This window comes from Companilactobacillus paralimentarius, assembly GCF_963227125.1.
In the GTDB taxonomy this organism is placed as follows: Bacteria; Bacillota; Bacilli; order Lactobacillales; family Lactobacillaceae; genus Companilactobacillus; species Companilactobacillus paralimentarius.
In genome coordinates, this window is the sequence record NZ_OY724131.1 from 2,576,036 (window position 1) to 2,593,768 (window position 17,733).

The 17,733-nt window shown below is 35.0% G+C and carries 21 protein-coding genes; 5 read left to right on the plus strand and 16 right to left on the minus strand.

Going from position 1 to position 17,733, the window contains the following annotated elements; genetic code table 11:
- Positions 1-69: 69 nt before the first annotated feature.
- The 6 genes from ACI6PB_RS12655 to ACI6PB_RS12680 all read right to left on the minus strand — a co-directional run bounded on the left by ACI6PB_RS12655 (position 70) and on the right by ACI6PB_RS12680 (position 6,434).
- On the minus strand, positions 70-690 hold the full coding sequence (locus tag ACI6PB_RS12655) for a hypothetical protein (protein ID WP_025085443.1): 621 nt from the start codon (positions 688-690) through the stop codon (positions 70-72).
- Positions 691-1,096: 406 nt separating this feature from the next.
- Positions 1,097-1,837 (minus strand): aspartate/glutamate racemase family protein, encoded by a 741-nt coding sequence (locus ACI6PB_RS12660; RefSeq protein WP_056955669.1) that lies wholly within the window; start codon positions 1,835-1,837, stop codon positions 1,097-1,099.
- Between the two features lie 4 nt (positions 1,838-1,841).
- Positions 1,842-3,371: a UDP-N-acetylmuramoyl-L-alanyl-D-glutamate--2,6-diaminopimelate ligase gene (locus ACI6PB_RS12665; RefSeq protein WP_025085442.1), complete on the minus strand. Its 1,530-nt coding sequence runs from the start codon at positions 3,369-3,371 to the stop codon at positions 1,842-1,844.
- Between the two features lie 14 nt (positions 3,372-3,385).
- Positions 3,386-4,630 (minus strand): D-alanyl-D-alanine carboxypeptidase family protein, encoded by a 1,245-nt coding sequence (locus ACI6PB_RS12670; protein ID WP_404327539.1) that lies wholly within the window; start codon positions 4,628-4,630, stop codon positions 3,386-3,388.
- Between the two features lie 23 nt (positions 4,631-4,653).
- On the minus strand, positions 4,654-5,745 hold the full coding sequence (locus tag ACI6PB_RS12675) for a sensor histidine kinase (RefSeq protein WP_404278802.1): 1,092 nt from the start codon (positions 5,743-5,745) through the stop codon (positions 4,654-4,656).
- Between the two features lie 2 nt (positions 5,746-5,747).
- Complete coding sequence (locus ACI6PB_RS12680; RefSeq protein ID WP_025085439.1) at positions 5,748-6,434, minus strand: response regulator transcription factor; 687 nt, start codon at positions 6,432-6,434, stop codon at positions 5,748-5,750.
- A 105-nt stretch (positions 6,435-6,539) separates the two neighbouring features.
- On the opposite strand from ACI6PB_RS12680, the gene ACI6PB_RS12685 reads away from it, so the two are divergent.
- Positions 6,540-6,737 carry a hypothetical protein gene (locus ACI6PB_RS12685; protein WP_054642702.1) on the plus strand — a complete coding sequence of 66 codons (198 nt, stop codon included), beginning with the start codon at positions 6,540-6,542 and terminating at the stop codon, positions 6,735-6,737.
- A gap of 202 nt (positions 6,738-6,939) precedes the next feature.
- On the opposite strand, the gene ACI6PB_RS12690 is transcribed toward ACI6PB_RS12685, so the two are convergent.
- The 6 genes from ACI6PB_RS12690 to rsmG all read right to left on the minus strand — a co-directional run bounded on the left by ACI6PB_RS12690 (position 6,940) and on the right by rsmG (position 11,562).
- Positions 6,940-7,686: a DUF1129 family protein gene (locus tag ACI6PB_RS12690; RefSeq protein WP_025085437.1), complete on the minus strand. Its 747-nt coding sequence runs from the start codon at positions 7,684-7,686 to the stop codon at positions 6,940-6,942.
- Between the two features lie 15 nt (positions 7,687-7,701).
- Positions 7,702-8,805: a redox-regulated ATPase YchF gene (ychF, locus tag ACI6PB_RS12695; protein ID WP_056955668.1), complete on the minus strand. Its 1,104-nt coding sequence runs from the start codon at positions 8,803-8,805 to the stop codon at positions 7,702-7,704.
- Between the two features lie 3 nt (positions 8,806-8,808).
- Positions 8,809-9,072, minus strand: coding sequence for a DUF951 domain-containing protein (locus ACI6PB_RS12700; protein ID WP_404327540.1), 264 nt, complete (start codon positions 9,070-9,072; stop codon positions 8,809-8,811).
- Positions 9,073-9,081: 9 nt separating this feature from the next.
- Positions 9,082-9,951 (minus strand): ParB/RepB/Spo0J family partition protein, encoded by an 870-nt coding sequence (locus ACI6PB_RS12705; protein WP_404278806.1) that lies wholly within the window; start codon positions 9,949-9,951, stop codon positions 9,082-9,084.
- Positions 9,932-10,708: a ParA family protein gene (locus ACI6PB_RS12710; protein ID WP_025085433.1), complete on the minus strand. Its 777-nt coding sequence runs from the start codon at positions 10,706-10,708 to the stop codon at positions 9,932-9,934. The genes ACI6PB_RS12705 and ACI6PB_RS12710 overlap by 20 nt, the downstream gene beginning before the upstream one ends.
- Before the next feature lie 128 nt (positions 10,709-10,836).
- The gene (gene rsmG, locus ACI6PB_RS12715) at positions 10,837-11,562 is read right to left on the minus strand and encodes a 16S rRNA (guanine(527)-N(7))-methyltransferase RsmG (protein ID WP_404327541.1); all 726 of its coding nucleotides are present in this window, start codon (positions 11,560-11,562) and stop codon (positions 10,837-10,839) included.
- A 160-nt stretch (positions 11,563-11,722) separates the two neighbouring features.
- Here rsmG and ACI6PB_RS12720 point away from each other — a divergent pair, with 160 nt between their 5' ends.
- Complete coding sequence (locus ACI6PB_RS12720) at positions 11,723-12,157, plus strand: GNAT family N-acetyltransferase (protein ID WP_025085431.1); 435 nt, start codon at positions 11,723-11,725, stop codon at positions 12,155-12,157.
- Positions 12,158-12,168: 11 nt separating this feature from the next.
- Positions 12,169-12,675, plus strand: coding sequence for a GNAT family N-acetyltransferase (locus ACI6PB_RS12725; RefSeq protein WP_025085430.1), 507 nt, complete (start codon positions 12,169-12,171; stop codon positions 12,673-12,675).
- Between the two features lie 115 nt (positions 12,676-12,790).
- Here the strand turns inward: ACI6PB_RS12725 and ACI6PB_RS12730 are convergent, their stop codons facing one another.
- Positions 12,791-13,246 (minus strand): CopY/TcrY family copper transport repressor, encoded by a 456-nt coding sequence (locus ACI6PB_RS12730; protein WP_025085429.1) that lies wholly within the window; start codon positions 13,244-13,246, stop codon positions 12,791-12,793.
- A gap of 70 nt (positions 13,247-13,316) precedes the next feature.
- A complete protein-coding gene (locus ACI6PB_RS12735; protein WP_404327542.1) occupies positions 13,317-14,051 on the minus strand; it encodes a MerR family transcriptional regulator in 735 nt (244 codons plus the stop codon).
- Positions 14,052-14,234: 183 nt separating this feature from the next.
- On the opposite strand from ACI6PB_RS12735, the gene ACI6PB_RS12740 reads away from it, so the two are divergent.
- A complete protein-coding gene (locus tag ACI6PB_RS12740) occupies positions 14,235-14,894 on the plus strand; it encodes an EAL domain-containing protein (RefSeq protein ID WP_404280461.1) in 660 nt (219 codons plus the stop codon).
- A gap of 67 nt (positions 14,895-14,961) precedes the next feature.
- Here ACI6PB_RS12740 and ACI6PB_RS12745 read toward each other — a convergent pair whose 3' ends face one another.
- The gene (locus ACI6PB_RS12745; protein WP_025085427.1) at positions 14,962-16,284 is read right to left on the minus strand and encodes an aminopeptidase C; all 1,323 of its coding nucleotides are present in this window, start codon (positions 16,282-16,284) and stop codon (positions 14,962-14,964) included.
- A gap of 77 nt (positions 16,285-16,361) precedes the next feature.
- Between ACI6PB_RS12745 and ACI6PB_RS12750 the strand changes: the two genes are divergently transcribed.
- The gene (locus ACI6PB_RS12750) at positions 16,362-17,039 is read left to right on the plus strand and encodes a type 1 glutamine amidotransferase (protein ID WP_056955666.1); all 678 of its coding nucleotides are present in this window, start codon (positions 16,362-16,364) and stop codon (positions 17,037-17,039) included.
- A gap of 69 nt (positions 17,040-17,108) precedes the next feature.
- Here ACI6PB_RS12750 and ACI6PB_RS12755 read toward each other — a convergent pair whose 3' ends face one another.
- Positions 17,109-17,702, minus strand: a complete 594-nt coding sequence (locus ACI6PB_RS12755) for an ECF transporter S component (RefSeq protein ID WP_025085426.1) — start codon at positions 17,700-17,702, stop codon at positions 17,109-17,111.
- Between the last annotated feature and the right edge of the window lie 31 nt (positions 17,703-17,733).

Consider the following 17,733-nt stretch of genomic DNA (forward strand, 5'->3'; position numbering starts at 1 on the left):
AAAACATAGTTTTGACCCGACCTCTGAAAAATATAACTAATTCTTATTATAAAGGCAAGTGCTTTCAAATTACCAAATTTGGAAATATTGACCGTTAGCTGGTACTAAGTAACTGCCAACTGGAGAATCTGAATTCTTGCTATAAATATTTATTTGATAACCATTAACATTATTCCAAGTAACCTTACCGTTCGCAACATATTGAGTATTAGCTTTATCATACGTTGTACTTAACTTATCAGCTAAGAAAGAAGTGGCTTGATCTGCTGTCGTAATATTAACCCCTGTTTGTGATGATTGTGCTGTATTCTGATTTTGTGATGATTGGTTATTATTTGTGTCAGTATTGTTGCTATTATTATCAGATTTTGTTGAGCTTTGATTTGTTTGTGTAGAATCATTGTTCTTATTTGTCGTGCCAGTATTATTATTACCGTTGCTGTCACTATTGCTATTACTGCCACTGTTGGTATTATCATCATTAGTTGCTTGGTTATCATCATTTGATGAAGACGAAGTAGAACTTGATTGGTCAGACTTCTCAGATTTCTCTGGAGTCGACTTCTTAGTACTCTTTTCTGTTTGTTCAGATCCAGTGTTTGACTTTGTGCTTGTAGCTTGTTGACTACTGCAACCTGCTAATAGAACCCCTGACAAAATCACTGTAAAAAGCGATAATCTCTTAAACATAGTATACAAGTACCTCCTTGTACTTGTTATTATATAGGAATGACGTATTTTATTGCAATGTTCCATGAGAAACATTACCGAACCGTAAGAATTAGACAGAAAAATAGTCACAATAATCTGTTTTTGATCAAAAGAACAGCCTCCATTAATCATTCAAGATATATCTTTTACTTGAATCCCTTAATAGAGGCCGTTCTTATTTATTATTCAGATTTTATAATGATTACTTAATGAAGTAAGATTTAGTCCGGAACAACAAGAAATTTATCTTAGCAATTTATTGCTTAGATAAAGGTCGAACTTGAAGATCCATGGCGTTCCAGCCAAATTTTCTTGTTCTGGAGGACGGCAGTTTTACACTATCAACCTAACTCAAAAAAGAATCTAAGCGGGCTTATTCCGATCTCTATCCATAAATCTTCGTATAATCAATTTTTTCGCCATTACGAATCTTTTGACCAAGTTCGATTGATTTATCAACGATAATTCCTTGTCCATCAATTACTTGATAAGGATGATCTGGAGCTTTTTCTTGGGCATATGATAACTCAGTACATCCCAAAACGATTACATCACAATCAAATTTATCATGCATTGTTTGTAAGATCTTGTGATACTTGGGAGCATTCATCTTACCTTTAATTTTAATATCATCATAAATTAAACTTTCAACTTCATCTTGTACTGCTTGATCACCAAGGCTTAATTCAAAGCCAGCATTCTTAATTTCGTCTTCATAGACGTGATCAGCAATTGTTCCCTTTGTAGCAATCAAACCGATTCGCTTAGCTTTGGGATACTTATTCTTCATTACACTGATAGCCATATGTGGCATGTGGATTAGCGGAATATCAGTTGCTGCCTGCAATTCTTTATAGTAATAATGAGCTGTATTACAAATAATTACCATAAATTCAGGTTTCAATAAACTCTGTTGTTTAATATCTTCTGTCAATGGAGGTAAAAAGCTAGGTTTACTGTGATCCAAAATATGTGCAGTTCTATCAGGCACAGTTGAGTGATTGACCAAAATATAGTCTAAGTAATCTTGATCTTTCTTACTAGGTGTCCTCTCATTTAATAAATGTATATAGCTTTCAGTAGCAAGGCTACCCATGCCACCAATTACTGTAAAGAATTTCTTCATGTTTCTAACCTTCGATATCCTTCAAAATTTTCTTAGCTACAACTGGATCACTTGGATAAGGTACATCGACACCCTTAGTCTTTTGATATGGATCATTACCTTTTCCGGCAAGAACAATGATATCCCCATCATTACTTGAGTCAATCATTTCACGAATAGCTTCTTGACGATCAATTACTGTCTTAACTTCAACTTTTTCGTGGTCAATTTGATCATCGATTTCCTTACAAATTTTAGCTGGATCTTCAAATCCAGGATCATCTGTTGTCAAAATTGCTGAATCGGCTAGTTCCGTTAGGACTCTAGCAAAGCCTGCACGTCTAGAAACTCCTTTATCACCAGGGCTACCAACTACAACTTTAACTTTTGATTCAGGATATTCACGCTTTATGAAACTCAATAGAGCGTTCATACTAGCATAGTTGTGGGCGTAATCTACAAAGATTGTCCCGTGGTTCTTGGTATTAATGTGTTCCATTCTCCCCGGGACGAACGCTTTTTTTAAACTATCAGCGATCACCTCATTATCAATACCCATAATTTTAGCCGCTGTAATAGCAGCACCAGCGTTCAACTCATTGAAATCACCAACAAGACCTAATTCATAGGTATATTCACCATGGTCTTGTAGATCTTCAGCTTTATCACTTTCAGCTGTATAGGTAAAGACGGAATCATTTAAATTGGATTCTTTGTTACGAATACTGAAGTCAGTGTCACCAACTTCATCTTTAGCAAATCTATAAATATCTTTGTCAGCACTTGTCTCTTTGGCTGCGGCTAAAACTGTGTCATAGTCGTTAGTTTGACGATTAATGATATTTACTTTAGAGTTGATCATCAATTGCTTTTTACAATTCAAATAATCAGCATAAGTTGGATGTTCATTAGGTCCGATATGATCTGGAGTGATATTCAAGAAACCTCCAATATCAAACTTCAATCCATAAACACGATTCTTCTTATAAGCTTGTGAGGATACTTCCATAACCAAATACTTCATGCCGTTATCGACAGCTCTTCTCATATCATGGAACAATTCCATTGATTCGGGAGTTGTTAAATCTGATTTGAATTCATCACTTGGTTTTGGTCCAACGATACGATCAACAGTTGAGAACAATGCAACTTTCTTAGGATAAGCACTGTTCAAAATATCGTATGTGAAATATGAAGTTGTTGTCTTACCTTTCGTACCTGTAAAGGCAACGATAAACAAATCATTTTGAGGATTGCCGTAAAATTCAGCACTCAACAATGCCAAAGCTTTCGATGCATCCTTCACAATTAAATGATCAATATCTGTACTATATTCCTTTTCAGCAACATAGATCTTGGCACCATTTTTAATTGCTTGGTCTAAATATTCTGCCTTGAATTGATTTCCCTTGCAGAAGAAAATTCCATTGGCTTGGTCTTCTCTAGAATTGTAACTAATATTTGTTACTTCGAGATTTTCATCGCTTACTGAATCAGAAACTAGCAAGTCATGATTTTTCAAAATCTCAATAGCTTTACTTACTTTCAAACTCATTCTTTCACCTGCTCCTAAAATAGACGTTTCCATAGATGATTAAAAAATTCAACGATCTGATCCCACCAAGACTTCTGGCTAGTCTTCTTGTGTATTACTTTTTTAACATCTGCCTTTTTAAACGGAAGATAACCACTAGCAGTATTAGCAGCAATTAATTTCACCGTTTGCTTATTGCGTTTCGCAGTAAAACCTAAGTCGTTACTACTTTCATTATAACTTAAATTTTCAACATTAAAATTCTTTGGTACCCAAATATAACTAGATTGATTAATTTCATACTTTTTTTTGTTAATAGTAATTTCTGAGCCTTTTTTCAAAGTTTCTTTGTATTCAAAATTATCTTTCACATAATGTGCTAATTTCTGCGTACTACGAAATCTTTTATCAGCATCATTACTTTCACCTTGAGCATTCATCACAATTGTAACAACACGAGTCCCATTCATAGGTAATGTTCCCACAAAAGATTCGCCAGCCTGCTTGGTTGTACCTGTCTTCAATCCATCAAACTCATAACCCGCCTGATAATCACGTTGTCCTTTTAACAATAAATTTAAAGAATTATAAGTCTTAGTTTCATTGTCAGCCGGAAAATCTAATTTTGCCATTGAAGTTGTTTTCAAAATTTCTGGATATTGGTCCAAAACATGCTTGACGATTACACCAATATCATTAGTTGATAACTTATTTTCACCATCGGCATTGCCAAGATACATACTGGAATCCAAGTCCGAGTTATTCAATCCTGAAACATTATTGATTTCAGCATCCTTGATACCCCAATTTTTCAGAGTTTTTCTCATCATTTTGACAAAGGCTTGTTGGCTACCAGCTACTTTATCGGCTAACATCATTGCCACCGAATTAGACGAAACAATCCAAGCCGCTTGATACAGTTGCTTAACAGTATAAGAATGACCAACATCCAATTTAACATTAGTCAATTCATTATCCTTAGTCATATCAGCCTGTGCTTGGGTAGGCTGTAGCGTATCTTGTTCAGTAATTTTGCCTTCTTTTAAAGCCTTAGTTACTAAATAAAGTGTAATTATTTTGGTAATTGAACCAATAGCAACTTTTTGATTTGCGTTCTTGCTGTAAATAACCTGACCACTATTTTCATCAAAAGCCATTCCAGCCGTCGCATTTAAATCCAAACTGAGTTGTGAATCAGCTTGAACAGTTGATGCAAACAAGGGTAATGTCAAAATAATTAATGACATTATCAATGTTAACTTTTTAAAAAACTTTTTCATTATTAAACCTCGCAAATCAATCTTTATTGAGTAATTGGAAAATGACTAATAAATGATGTCTTTTCCTTGTTAGATGTAACTGCTATTGTTCCACCATGCAATTTCACCATACTCTGGGCAATCGCTAGTCCTAGACCAGTTCCACCAGTCTTCTTAGACCGTGAATCTTCAACTCGATAGAAGCGGTCAAAGACATGTCTCAAAGATTCCTCAGGAATAGCCGGACCGTTATTAGCCACCGTTACAACGACTTCATTTTTCTTTTGTTCAGCCGTTAACCAAATATGAGTGGCTCCCTTACCATATTTAAAGGCATTCATGATGAGATTATTGAAAACCCGACCTAATTTTTCGGTATCGCCTTTCATTATGATCTTATCTGGATGTGAATTGACGATTATTTCCATTCCACGTTTGTTAGCTTCTAATTCAAAATCAGCTGACAATTGATCTAGCATCTGTGCCATATCAAATTGAGTCATATTAAGACGACTTGTTGCATGCTGTACGTTAGCGAACTCAAACAATGAATTGACTAAATTCTGCATCTCTAAAGACTTCTTATAGGCAATGTGAGTATACTTCAATATTTGTCCTAAATCGTTATAATTCTTGCTCTCAATCAATCCTAAGTAACCGATAACTGAGGTCAAAGGTGTTCTGATATCGTGACTAACATTACTGATCAGTTCATCTTTACTCTTCTCAGATTGTTCCTGTTCCTTAGAACGGCGGTTCATGTTTGAGATCAATAAATTATAATTATCAATGATTCCTTGTAAGTTCTGATTTACTTTCACTTCAATTGGTTGCGGTAAATTAGTTGTAGCACTCTGTTGTAAAATCCGTTGAACCTGATGTAATTCAAGATGGTGATACATAGTTAAAACCATCATAACGGTCAAAATCAGTTGTACCAAAAGGGTCAAAACTAAAATCCAAAGTTTATCACTGATAAGATTAGATAGATTAGTTTTGACATTTTCGACAACACCGTTCTTGCCGATAGCTCCTATTAAAATCACATTGATAACCTGAAATAAAAGAAAGGTGCCTATTCCTTCTAAAAGGAGGACACCTTTTTCTTTCACATTCAGTTTGATTCTTTTATTCAAAATCAAACCTCCACTTTGTAGCCAACGCCCCAAACGGTTTCGATAACTTTTTCACCATTAGTTGCTTCTTCTAGTTTATCGCGCAAATGACTGACATGAACCATAACGGTTTTTGCCGAAACGACGCTTTCTTGCTTCCAAACTCTTTCAAAAATTTCATCCGCAGAAAAGACACGATTTGGATGACTTGCTAATAAATAGAGCACTCCAAATTCTAATGCTGTCAACTGCACTTTTTGATTAGAATCAGTTACTACCTCATGTGAATCTTTATAAATAGTAATTGGTCCCACTTCCAATTTATCTGGTACATTTTTAGCTGTCTGTTGAGAGCTACGACGTAATAAAGAACGAATTCGTGCCATTATCTCTAATGGGTTGAAAGGCTTCGTTACATAATCGTCAGCACCCGTGATAAGACCTTGAATCTTATCCATATCAGTCGTTTTGGCGGAAACGATAATTATTGGAATCTGGGAGTTCTTACGAACACGTTTGACGACTTCAATACCATCGATTCCAGGCATCATAATGTCTAAAACCATCAACGCTATATCGCTATGAGCCGCCAATTGGTCCAAAGCTTCCTGACCAGAATTAGCCGTCACAGGATCATAACCTTCATTTTTAATATAAATACTAAGTAGTTCTACAATCTCTTTATCATCATCAACCACTAAGATTTTCATCTAATAGACCTCTCAAGCGTACATATATTTACAAGTATACAACTAGTTAGTATTATACAATAAGATAGAACTAGATTACTAATTAGACCGTGAAAGTGAGTTTTTATGGAGTATTTAAAAAAGCGTTTAAAATTTATTTTGATTATCATTTTTTCAATTGCTGTGATTGCATTCGTTCAATACGAATTACATTTCGACCACAATTTAAACATCAAAAAAGTCGGTATGATGATGACCATTTTACAGGCCGCTGCCGGTGGTTATGGTCTTTATGGTCTAGTACAGTTTTTTCGAGTTAAATAAAAATCTCTCAATCGATTATGATTGAGAGATTTTTATTTAACTTCTATTTAGAATAACCACTGTTCTTTGCTGAACAGTGGTAACGAGCTCCGCAAGGGCAACCTCTTCCGGTTTGCTACAGTAGTGGAATCACACGTCAAGTACGCGTGCAATTTCACTACTTAGGCAAATCCTCGGAGGCTGAACGCCCTTGCTCCGCTCTTTAGAAGAACGTCTTTTCTTTGATTCCCATGTAACGACGGAAAGCAAAACGGATGCCATATGCTACTACTGCAGCTACAAAGTAACCTACTGCATTAAGTGTTGGATTAATTGTTGTTGGTACAAATGCCATTGCTCCTAAGAAGACAAACATTAGTACTAAACCAAGTGCTAAGTAACCAATTGTTTTACCCCAACCAGGTCTCTCTGATTTTGGCATTCTCATTTGGTTGTTGAACCATGTTAACAATGCACCCCACATTAATGACAAGACGATCAATGTTAAGATACCTGTTTGATTATTAGGATCTGTCTTCTTCGATGTCAATGCAACGACTCCGTATAACAATCCAAACAAAGCAAAGAATAACAAAGCTGTATCGATCCATAGTCCCCAGAATGGTGTTTTCTTTGGCTTTTTAACTGGATGAGCAATCTCTTTAGCCTTTTGAGTAACTGGTCCATAAAGTTGATTAGCTGGAATTCCTTTAATCTGATTATCAATCATTTCAGGTAACATTCCATCGATAACTTCTTTGGCCTCTTCTTCTTTGAAACCATCGTCAAGCAAGCGTTTGTTAAGTTTAAAAACGTATTCTGCATTTTTGTTGCTTAACTTTTTACTCAAATCATCAGTATCTGCACTGTAAATTTGGCTTGTGACTTCTTCTTTTTTCTCATTTTTAGCTGATGCAACTTTTTGCTTTTCAGCAGCCTTTTTATTCTTTTCTCTTAAATCCTCTGACATTTTGCTCCCCCTGGATTAGACATTGAAACGAAATTCGATAATATCACCATCTTGAACTTCGTAATCCTTACCTTCAACACGTAATTTTCCGGCTTCCTTAACAGCTTTTTCACTACCTAGTTCGTCTAGGTCACTAAAGGCCATTACTTCGGCACGAATAAATCCACGTTCAAAATCAGAATGAATGATTCCGGCAACTTGTGGTGCCTTCATTCCTTCATGGAAAGTCCAAGCACGTGTTTCCTTACCACCTGCAGTAAAGAATGTTCTAAGACCTAATAGCTTGTAACTAGCTCTAATCAATTTATCAAGTCCTGATTCTGTAACACCTTCGGCTTCAAGGAATTCTTTTCTTTCGTCATCATCTAGTTCAGCAATTTCTTCTTCGGTCTTAGCTGAAACACCAATAACTTGAGCATTTTCCTTCTTAGCGTAATCTTCAATTAACTTGTAATACTTTGAACCTTCGGGGTCAGCCATATCATCTTCAGCAATATTAGCAACATACAAGACAGGTTTTGATGTTAATAGGAATAGTCCCTTAACAATCTTTTGTTCTTCTTCATCGAAGTCAATTGATCTAACAGCTCCACCCTTTTCAAGAACTGGCTTGATCTTTTCTAGAACAGCAAATTCAGCTTGAGCTTCTTTATCTTTGGCACTTTTAGCGGCTTTTTCAACTCTTGTGTAACGCTTGTTGATACTGTCAAGATCAGCGATACCCAATTCCAAATTAATTGTTTCAATATCATCTAGTGGATCAACTTTACCAGTTACACTTGTGATATCGTCGTCATCGAATGCACGAACAACGTGAACGATAGCGTCAACTTGTCTGATATTTTCCAAGAACTTGTTACCAAGTCCCTCACCCTTACTAGCACCCTTAACGATACCAGCGATATCAGTGAATTCAAAAGTAGTATGAATTAATTTTTTAGCAGGAATCAAAGAATCGATTCTTGATAGACGTTTGTCTGGTACTTCAACCATTCCTACATTAGGGTCGATTGTTGCGAAAGGATAGTTAGCCATTTCGGCACCAGCCTTTGTAATAGCGTTAAATAAAGTTGACTTACCAACGTTTGGTAGTCCTACAATTCCGGCAGTTAAAGCCATTAGTTATTCCTCGTTTCTTTTAATAAAATTAGGTGGCATTAATTGATCTTTAGTCAAATAATGTTGCTCGTTTTCCGTTTTCACCTGGTCGGCTTGAGTTAATACTTTTTTGAATTTCTTTTTAAATTCAGCTCGTAGAATCATAACAATATGACCACACCCTAAGCACTTAACTTTAATATCCGCACCCATTCGGATAACTTCCCAGCGGTTTGCCCCACAAGCATGAGGCTTTTTCATTAAGATAATATCTCCAAGTTTAAACATACAATTCCTCTAATCTAAATGGATTCCTAATATGTCTAAAATACGGTTCAAATCATCCGTATTCGAGAAATCAATTTCAAGTTTTCCATGGCCGCTTCGATTCTCTCTAACAGTAACAGGAGTGTCAAATCTTTCCACTAATTTTTCTTCAGTAGCTTTGATATATGGTGACTTTTGAACAACTCGTTTCTTTCTCTTACTGTCGTGTTTGGATTCGGTAGCTAATTGTTCCAATTGACGAACAGTTAAATCTTCATCGACAGCACGCTTAGCGAGTTTATCAATCTGTTCTTTATCTTTCAAACTAAGTAAAGTTCTAGCTTGTCCCATTGATAATTTACCATTCTGTACTAATTTCTTAGTCGCGTCAGGTAGATTCAATAGACGTAGGTAATTAGCGATATAAGGACGACTTTTACCCAATCTTTGGGAAACTTGTTCTTGTGTCAAATTTAATTTTGTTATCAAAGTTTGATATGCATCGGCTTCTTCTAACGGTGTTAAATCTTCACGTTGTAAGTTTTCCAAAACGGCAATTTCCATCATTCCTGATTCGCTTAAAGGACGAATAATTGCAGGGATAGTAGTCTTCTTAGCAATTTTACTTGCTCTGAAACGACGTTCACCAGCAATGATTTCGAAACCATTAACACTTTCACGGACGATGATAGGCTGAAAGACACCATTTTGTTCAATTGAACGTGCTAATTCATTTAAAGCATGTTCATCGAAGGTTTTTCTAGGTTGATATGGATTAGGACGAATATCATCGATTGATAGATCAACTACGGTCTCACTATTTTCATCGATTGCTTCGAATTCAGAAAAGATTGCGTCAATTCCTCTTCCTAAACCTTTTTTATTTTTGCTTGATGCCATTACGCTTTAACACCTCCTTAGCAAGATCACGATAAGCTTGTGCACCTCTTGACTTGTCGTCAAAATCAACGATTGGTAGTCCATAACTTGGAGCTTCAGCTAAACGTGTATTTCTAGGTACGATTGATTTATAAACCGAATCGCCGAAATATGATTTCACTTCGTCTACAACTTGGGCACCCAAGTTAGTTCTGGCATCTAACATAGTGATCAAGACACCTTCAATAGCTAAGTTTGTATTAAAGTGCTTTTGAACTAAGCGAATTGTATTCAATAACTGACTTAATCCTTCCAAAGCATAATATTCACTTTGAACAGGAATAATGATTGAATCACTGGCTGTGAAGGCATTGGTTGATAATTGACCTAATGAAGGCGGGCAATCAATCAGAATAATGTCATAATCAGCATCTACTTCTGCAAGTCCAGCACGTAAACGAGTTTCACGAGCCATCATCGAAGTTAATTCCATTTCCGCACCAGCTAATTGAATTGTGGCTGGCACGATATCGAGATTCTTATGTTTGGTATGAATAATGGTCTTTTTAAGTGGATATTCATTAACTAAAACATCATAAACATCTTTTTCCACATTGGCCTTTTTGATTCCCAAGCCACTAGTGGCATTCCCTTGAGGATCAGTATCTACTATTAATACCTTTTGGCCCAGATCAGTTAAACATGCTCCCAAATTGATGGTGGTTGTGGTTTTTCCGACACCACCTTTTTGATTTGCAACAGATATTTTTCGTGCCATTTTATTCCCCTATCTCTAGAAATTGCTCAACAATTTCACAAAATATTATCTATGGTAATCACTTTTTGGCGCTTTTGCCATAACTATATAATCTTATCATTTTTACAATATTATTTAATAGTTTGGAATTATTTCACGAGCGGTTTTTTAGCTGGAGTACCGGGTTTTCGAGGATACTTTTTAGGTGTCTTAGAAATTTTTTCAACAAAGATAAAATTACGAATTCCGGCATCATTTTGCAATTCAACTGATTCCTGTTGTTTAATTGTTCCGCCTAAAGTTTCGATAGCATATTGTGCATTCTTAACTTCTTCAGGAGCTTTTTCAGATTTCATGGCCACGAATTGACCACCAACTTTTACTAACGGCAAACAAAATTCAGTTAAAACATTCATAGCTGCCACTGCTCGAGCTGTCACAACATCAAATTTTTCACGGAATTGAGGATTCTTCCCAACTTCTTCGGCGCGTCCATGAACTAAACTAACGTCAGTTAAATTAAGTTCATTCACTAACCCTTCTAAAAATTTGATTCGCTTATTTAACGAATCAACGATTGTAATTTTTAATTTAGGATTAATAATTTTTAATGGTAAGGATGGAAAACCTGCTCCAGATCCAACATCGCACAAAGTTAGTTCTTCATTTAAGATTTTTTCATCAACAAAACCGAGTACGATTGAATCATAAAAATGTTTCAAGTAGACTTGGTCTTCATCTGTAATTGAAGTTAAATTCATTACCTTATTAGTCTCAACTAGTTCATGAAAATAAGTCGCAAATTGTTCCTTTTGAACATCACTCAATTCAATACCCTTCTGGGCTAAAGCTTCAAAAAATTCTTCCGGTTTCATTAAATACCTCCACTCGTGAAACAGTGTTTCACACTCTCTAATCGTATATTAATGCGACACTTAATTCAATGATGAGTTCAATAAGTCTAATCAAAATATAGTTGCATTTGCAACAATTCAAATATATACTAATCCTAACTTAAATCTCTAGGAGTAACTTATGATAATTGTCAAACACACAAATGAATTGACGTCAAAAGAACTGACCGAAATTTTCAAACAACGAGTAGCTGTTTTTGTTGTTGAACAAAATTGTCCCTACCAAGAAGTTGATGCTAACGATTTCGACGACTTACATGTTTGTTTAGTAGAAAACAATAAACTTATGGCATACACCAGAATTATCGATAAGGGTGATCACATAACTTTTGGACGTGTGCTTGTAGTCAAAGAATATCGTAATGATGGCCTTGGTCGTCAAATTGTTCAGGCTACAATCAATGAAATTAAAAAGAGATTCCCTAACCAAACAATTCAAATTCAAGCTCAAGCTTATTTGCAAAAATTTTATGAAAGTTTTGGTTTTAAAGCTATTTCCACAGTTTATTTGGAAGATAATATCCCTCATTTAGACATGCTGCTAGAAAATAATTAGAGGTGTTCATAATGAATTTAGTTACTTTACCAATAAATATTGAAGAAATTGATTATGCAGAATTACCTAAATTACAAAAATTGAGTGTTGAAACTTTTAATGATAGTTTCCGCCATTTCAAAGCATCCAAGGATTTTTCCCATTACACTTTAAAAAATTATAATTATGGTCAACTAGCAAAAGAGATGCTCAATCTTCAATCAAAATTCTATTTCATTTACTATAATCATAAATTGGCCGGTTATCTTAAGCTTAATTTTGCGACTGACGCTTTAGAAATCGATAGATTCTATTTACGCAAGGATTTTGAATACATTGGTTTGGAAAAACAATTATTAGAATTCACATTAAAGAAGACTAGAGAACTCCATCAACATCGAATCTGGAGCAGTGTTTGGGAACATGATGATTCAGTACTTCATTTTTATAAGCAATTTGGTTTTCAGAAAACTACTAGTCGTAATTTTTCATTAAATGGTCTGTTACAAAAAGATTTTATTATGGAATTGAATCTATAGAAAAAGGACGATACAAATCACATTCGTGAAATGTATCGTCCCTTTTTGACTCAATGAAGTATCCAAAGTGGCTGCTTCATTTGCCCCTGCCAAGGAACTTAATTATAACTCATCCTTAACACATATGCTCGCAACCATCGGGTAAACAATCACAATTTACCTTCTCTGGAGCTGTTTTCAATTTATTATCCAGCGTTTTTTGTAATGACTCAATATCGCTCTTACTAATATCCAATGAGTCGATCAATTCATTTAAAACTGAACCCGTCTTGTGGGCACAAAAATCATTAAATAAGCTATTAGCATATTCATCCATCGTCTCTTGCTCAGAAACAGTTGTTGAATAAATATAGCGCCCCTTTGCCTTTTTACGACTGAGAAATTCTTTTTTAGTCAATCTAGTTATCAAAGTTTTAATCGTCGAATCAGACCAATTCTGCTTTTGTTGCATCAGATTGATAATCTCCGTACTAGTTACGTGTTTTAAAGTCCACACGATACGCATAATTTGCCATTCCGCTGAAGAAATTTCAACTTTTTTCTGTTCTTTCTTTACTGCCACAGTATCCATCAAAATCTTCCTCTCTTAACAAATTAATTATATAACATAACATTGGCTAGATTGTGAATATTTTTTGAATTCAGGATTTATTTAGTTGTCCTTCATCATAAACTTCAACACAATAATCTTTCTTACCGCAGACTGGAAAAGTCAATTTACGTGCCTTGATATTATGTTTAGCCCAAAAGGCCTCTTTCGTATTTGGTTTAAATTCAGCTCCACAGTTGGGACAAATATAATTAGTTTTTTGGAAATAATATCTAGTTACTAAAGTAGCACAGATGATTAAAAGAACGATCGCAATTAAAAATGGCCACCATTGACCTTTAATAATTCCCCAAGCCAAAGTACCATATTCCAAAATATTGAAAGGAATCCCATATAGAATCATCCGCAAATGAACTTTACGCAATTCTTTTTTATTTTTCATAATGTCTTCTATGTCATCAATCGTACTTAATGATATTTGATTGATTTGAGGTAAATTTTTTCTTAATTCTTCGATTGTTTTCAACTGTTCACGTGAATCTCTCAAAGTATCCTTAATAGCCTTTTGTTGTTGCTCCAAAAGTAAATTCAAAACTACAATTGAATTTTTACTACTCAGAATTTCAGCAATTGCTTTCAATGGCAAGCCTAATTTCTTCAATAAAAGAATTAACTTTAATCTACTCAAATCCACATCGGTATATATTCTGCGACCACTTTCAGTGACTTTACTAGGTTTTAATAAGTCCTTTTTATCGTAATATTGTAGTGTTCGAACAGAAACTGATGCCAACTTAGCTAATTCACCAGTTGTATATTCTGACATAGATTTTCACCTCTTTCTCTAATCATTTTTACCTTATTACCTAAGGTCATTAGCAAGTACTTTTCTTTATAACGGCGTTATGAAACAAACAAACTAGCTGATTAATTGCCTTAATTTTTAAAAAGTCCTAAAATAGTCCGATAGATGGTAAACACAAGTAATCCTATATAAAAGGAGGAAAATATCACGAAATATAGTTTTTTTGTTCAACCACAAATAAATAAAGATAATGATTCAATTTTCGGTTACGAGGTCCTTTTACGTAAAGAAGACAACGGTTCTTGGCATTTGCCAAAGGACTTCACGGAACTTTCGATTGAACAACAAACCATGTTGCTCGAAGAAACTGTTAAATCTTTGAAGAAGAATACTGGCAAAGATGATCGAGTGATTTCCTTCAATTTAAATCATGATCAAACTAATGACCCTTCCGCAATCGATGAAATTATTTCCTTAAAGAAAAGGATTGCTCCTGTTTCACTTACAATTGAATTAACTGAGGCGGTTCCTTTAAATAAAGTTAAAGAATTGAGTTCACTATTACATCAAAATAATATCTCTTTAGTCCTCGACGATGTCGGGACTGGCTCTAATACTTACGAAAATATTAAACAAGCATTACCCTATGTTGATCGAATCAAATTTGCCATGCAAAATTTTCGCATGAATGGTCATGCCGAACTAATCCCTAAATGTCTTGATTTCTGGGTCAAACAGGCTAAACAGTACTGTTTAGATATGGTAATCGAGGGTGTCGAAGATTATAAGGATCAAGTTTTGGCTAAAAACTATGGTATCGATATTCAACAGGGATACCTTTATGGCAAACCCGCAATGGTTTAATTACGTTAAAAAATAATAGCCTCAACAACTCGGTTTTGAGTTATTGAGGCTATTTTATTCTGCTCTACTATGACAAAGCATCCCATGAAGGTAAAACAATTGGTTCTTGATCGAGTTCAGCTAATTCTTCATCGTTTAAATATTTCTTGTTAATAACGACTTCATAAGTATTATCCTTGAACCACTTTTCATCCATCAAATAATAACCATGCACGCCGTTATCTTCACCCCAGGAGTTTTCAACTTTCCAACGGTTAGGTTGGCCATTCAAAATATTAACTCCGGTAATAGTCATTGCGTGAGAAACTTCAGCCTCTCCGTAATCAAGAGCAAGTCCCTTTTCAATTTGACTGTCCATACCGAACAATTCGTCATATTGATAAAGATCACCCAATAAGTAACCATTCTTACGATCTGATTGCTTCAAAACATCATTACCGAACCAAACCAATTGATTATTCTTTAGTTGTTGAATAGTTAATTCCTCAAGGCGTTCCATCGGCAAGTTCAAGAAGATATGTTCTTTACCGCCAATAACGTTATTTTGATTCTTAATTGAATAAACCTGATGATATTTTTTACTCTTTTGAGGAGAATTTTCAATTGTCACAAAATCATCCAAGTTAGTTGTAAAGTAGTTATTGAAGAATTGTTTTGGTGTAATGCTCTCCTCTTCAATCAACTTATCATTATCAGTTTGCAATGATAGTTCAAAATTCTTTGGTGGCAAACCAAATGAGTAGACACAAATTTTATAAACTTCTGACAACATTTCGGTGACGCGTTTATCAATATCTGCTTGAGCAGCTCCGTCTTTAACTAATTGGCGTAACTCAATTCCATTTTTACGTAATAATTTATTAAGAACAGCATCAAATTCACGTGTATTTTCTGAAACAGCTGTTTCTGGCATAACATAATTAGGAACTACACCATACTTACTGATTAAATTAGCAGCAGAGCTCCAAAAACCACCATCTCCGTTAGGACCACTGAAGACATCATTGACTTGACGATCTTCAATTGGTAAATCAGCTGATTCCAAAACTTCTTGATAAAAGGCATTAGATTTTTCTAGTCGATCCCAAAATGATAAATAATTTTGAGATAGTTCAAAATCTTTCATATTGTTGCGCAAAGCAAATTCTGTTCTTAAAGTATTAAGAGCAGCAAAAAGCCAACAACGTCCAGATTGCTTTTGATTAGAGACCTTTCCTGAGTTGACCATAATGTTAAACGAAGGATTCAACTTCGTTTTTACTTCTGGATCTTCTGAAGCTTTGAAAATTCCAACCTGTGCTACAGAGTTCTTCAAAACATTATTACTTGCATCTTGATTTAAGTTCTTGTTAAAATCTGCTAAAATCTCTTTATTGATTTCTTTTGTCAATTTCATCACCTCGTTACTAAACTATATTACAATTATTTAACTAAATTACAATGTTTCTAATCTAAATTGGAGAAATTATGTCTGAAATTATTAAAATTGCTTACTTATACGAAGATTTAATGAATACATATGGAGACAGTGGAGATGTTAAAATTCTCAGTTTCCTCTTAAAAGAACAAGGTTATGATACCCAAGTTGATAACATCAGTTTGGATATGGACTTCAACGCCTTTGATTATGATTTTCTCTTCTTTGGCGGTGGTCAAGATTTTGAACAATCTGTTGTTGCAACTGACTTACAAAGACATCGTCAAACTATTAAGGATTATATTGAAGCCGACAAACCGATGCTCTGCATCTGTGGTGGTTATCAATTCCTTGGCAAGTACTATCAAACAAGTGGTGGCGAGACTATTCAATGCCTTGATATTCTTCCCTTACATACCGTTTTTAAGGCCGATAGCCGTATGATCGGTGATACTGAGTACAAGACTGAATGGGGCACTGTAAAAGCCTTTGAGAACCATAGTGGCCGTACATACTTTGATGACAAGAAAATGCTCAAGCCCTTCGGAACAATGATTCAAGGCTACGGTAATAACCCTGATGAAAAACAAGAAGGCATGCGTTACAAGAACGTTATCGGCAGTTACTCTCACGGACCAATTTTAAAAAATGAAAATGTTGCCCGTGCTATTGCAGATAAAATCGTTCAAGCTCATAAAGAACGTCTGGCAACTACAAATAACAAATAATTTGAAAATACAAAACAGCATTCATTTAGAAACGCCTAAATGAATGCTGTTATTTTTATTCTTAAAATTTTAATTGTCTAAAAATTTATTTGTTTTCAATATTGCACTGGAAATAGCTGGAGCAATAATGATAGCTGCAATCATCTCTGGAACACCATTAGTTCCAACGATTACTAGCAATAACTTATTTAAAAGATCAGTTTGAGTGGCGTAAGCTTGTGCCATTGTACTTGCATACATCAAGCGCATCAATCCCAATACCAGACCAGTATTGACCAAGGAACCGACTCCAGAAGCTATAGCCATCCCTAAAACCTTTTTACTCGTATGATGTTTGAACCACAAATAGATCCATCCAGCAACCAATCCTACTGCTACTCTAGGCAAAACGGCTACCACTGGATTTGTGAAAACTGTTGTATCGATAATCGAAGTTGGACTAGTGAAGGCACGAATGATTGTTCCAATTCCCCATACCAGACCTACAATAGCACCATCTTTAGGTCCTAAAACGATGGCTGCTACAATAACAGTAATATGAATAATTGTTATATTAATAAAACCAGTTGGAATAAAGCCTAGAAAGGGTACCATCGATTGCACAAGAATAATCGCCATTAAAATTCCTAAAATTGCGGTGCGATAAGCTTTTCTTTTTTGCAAATGTCTTCACGTCCTAATTTAATTTTCTTAA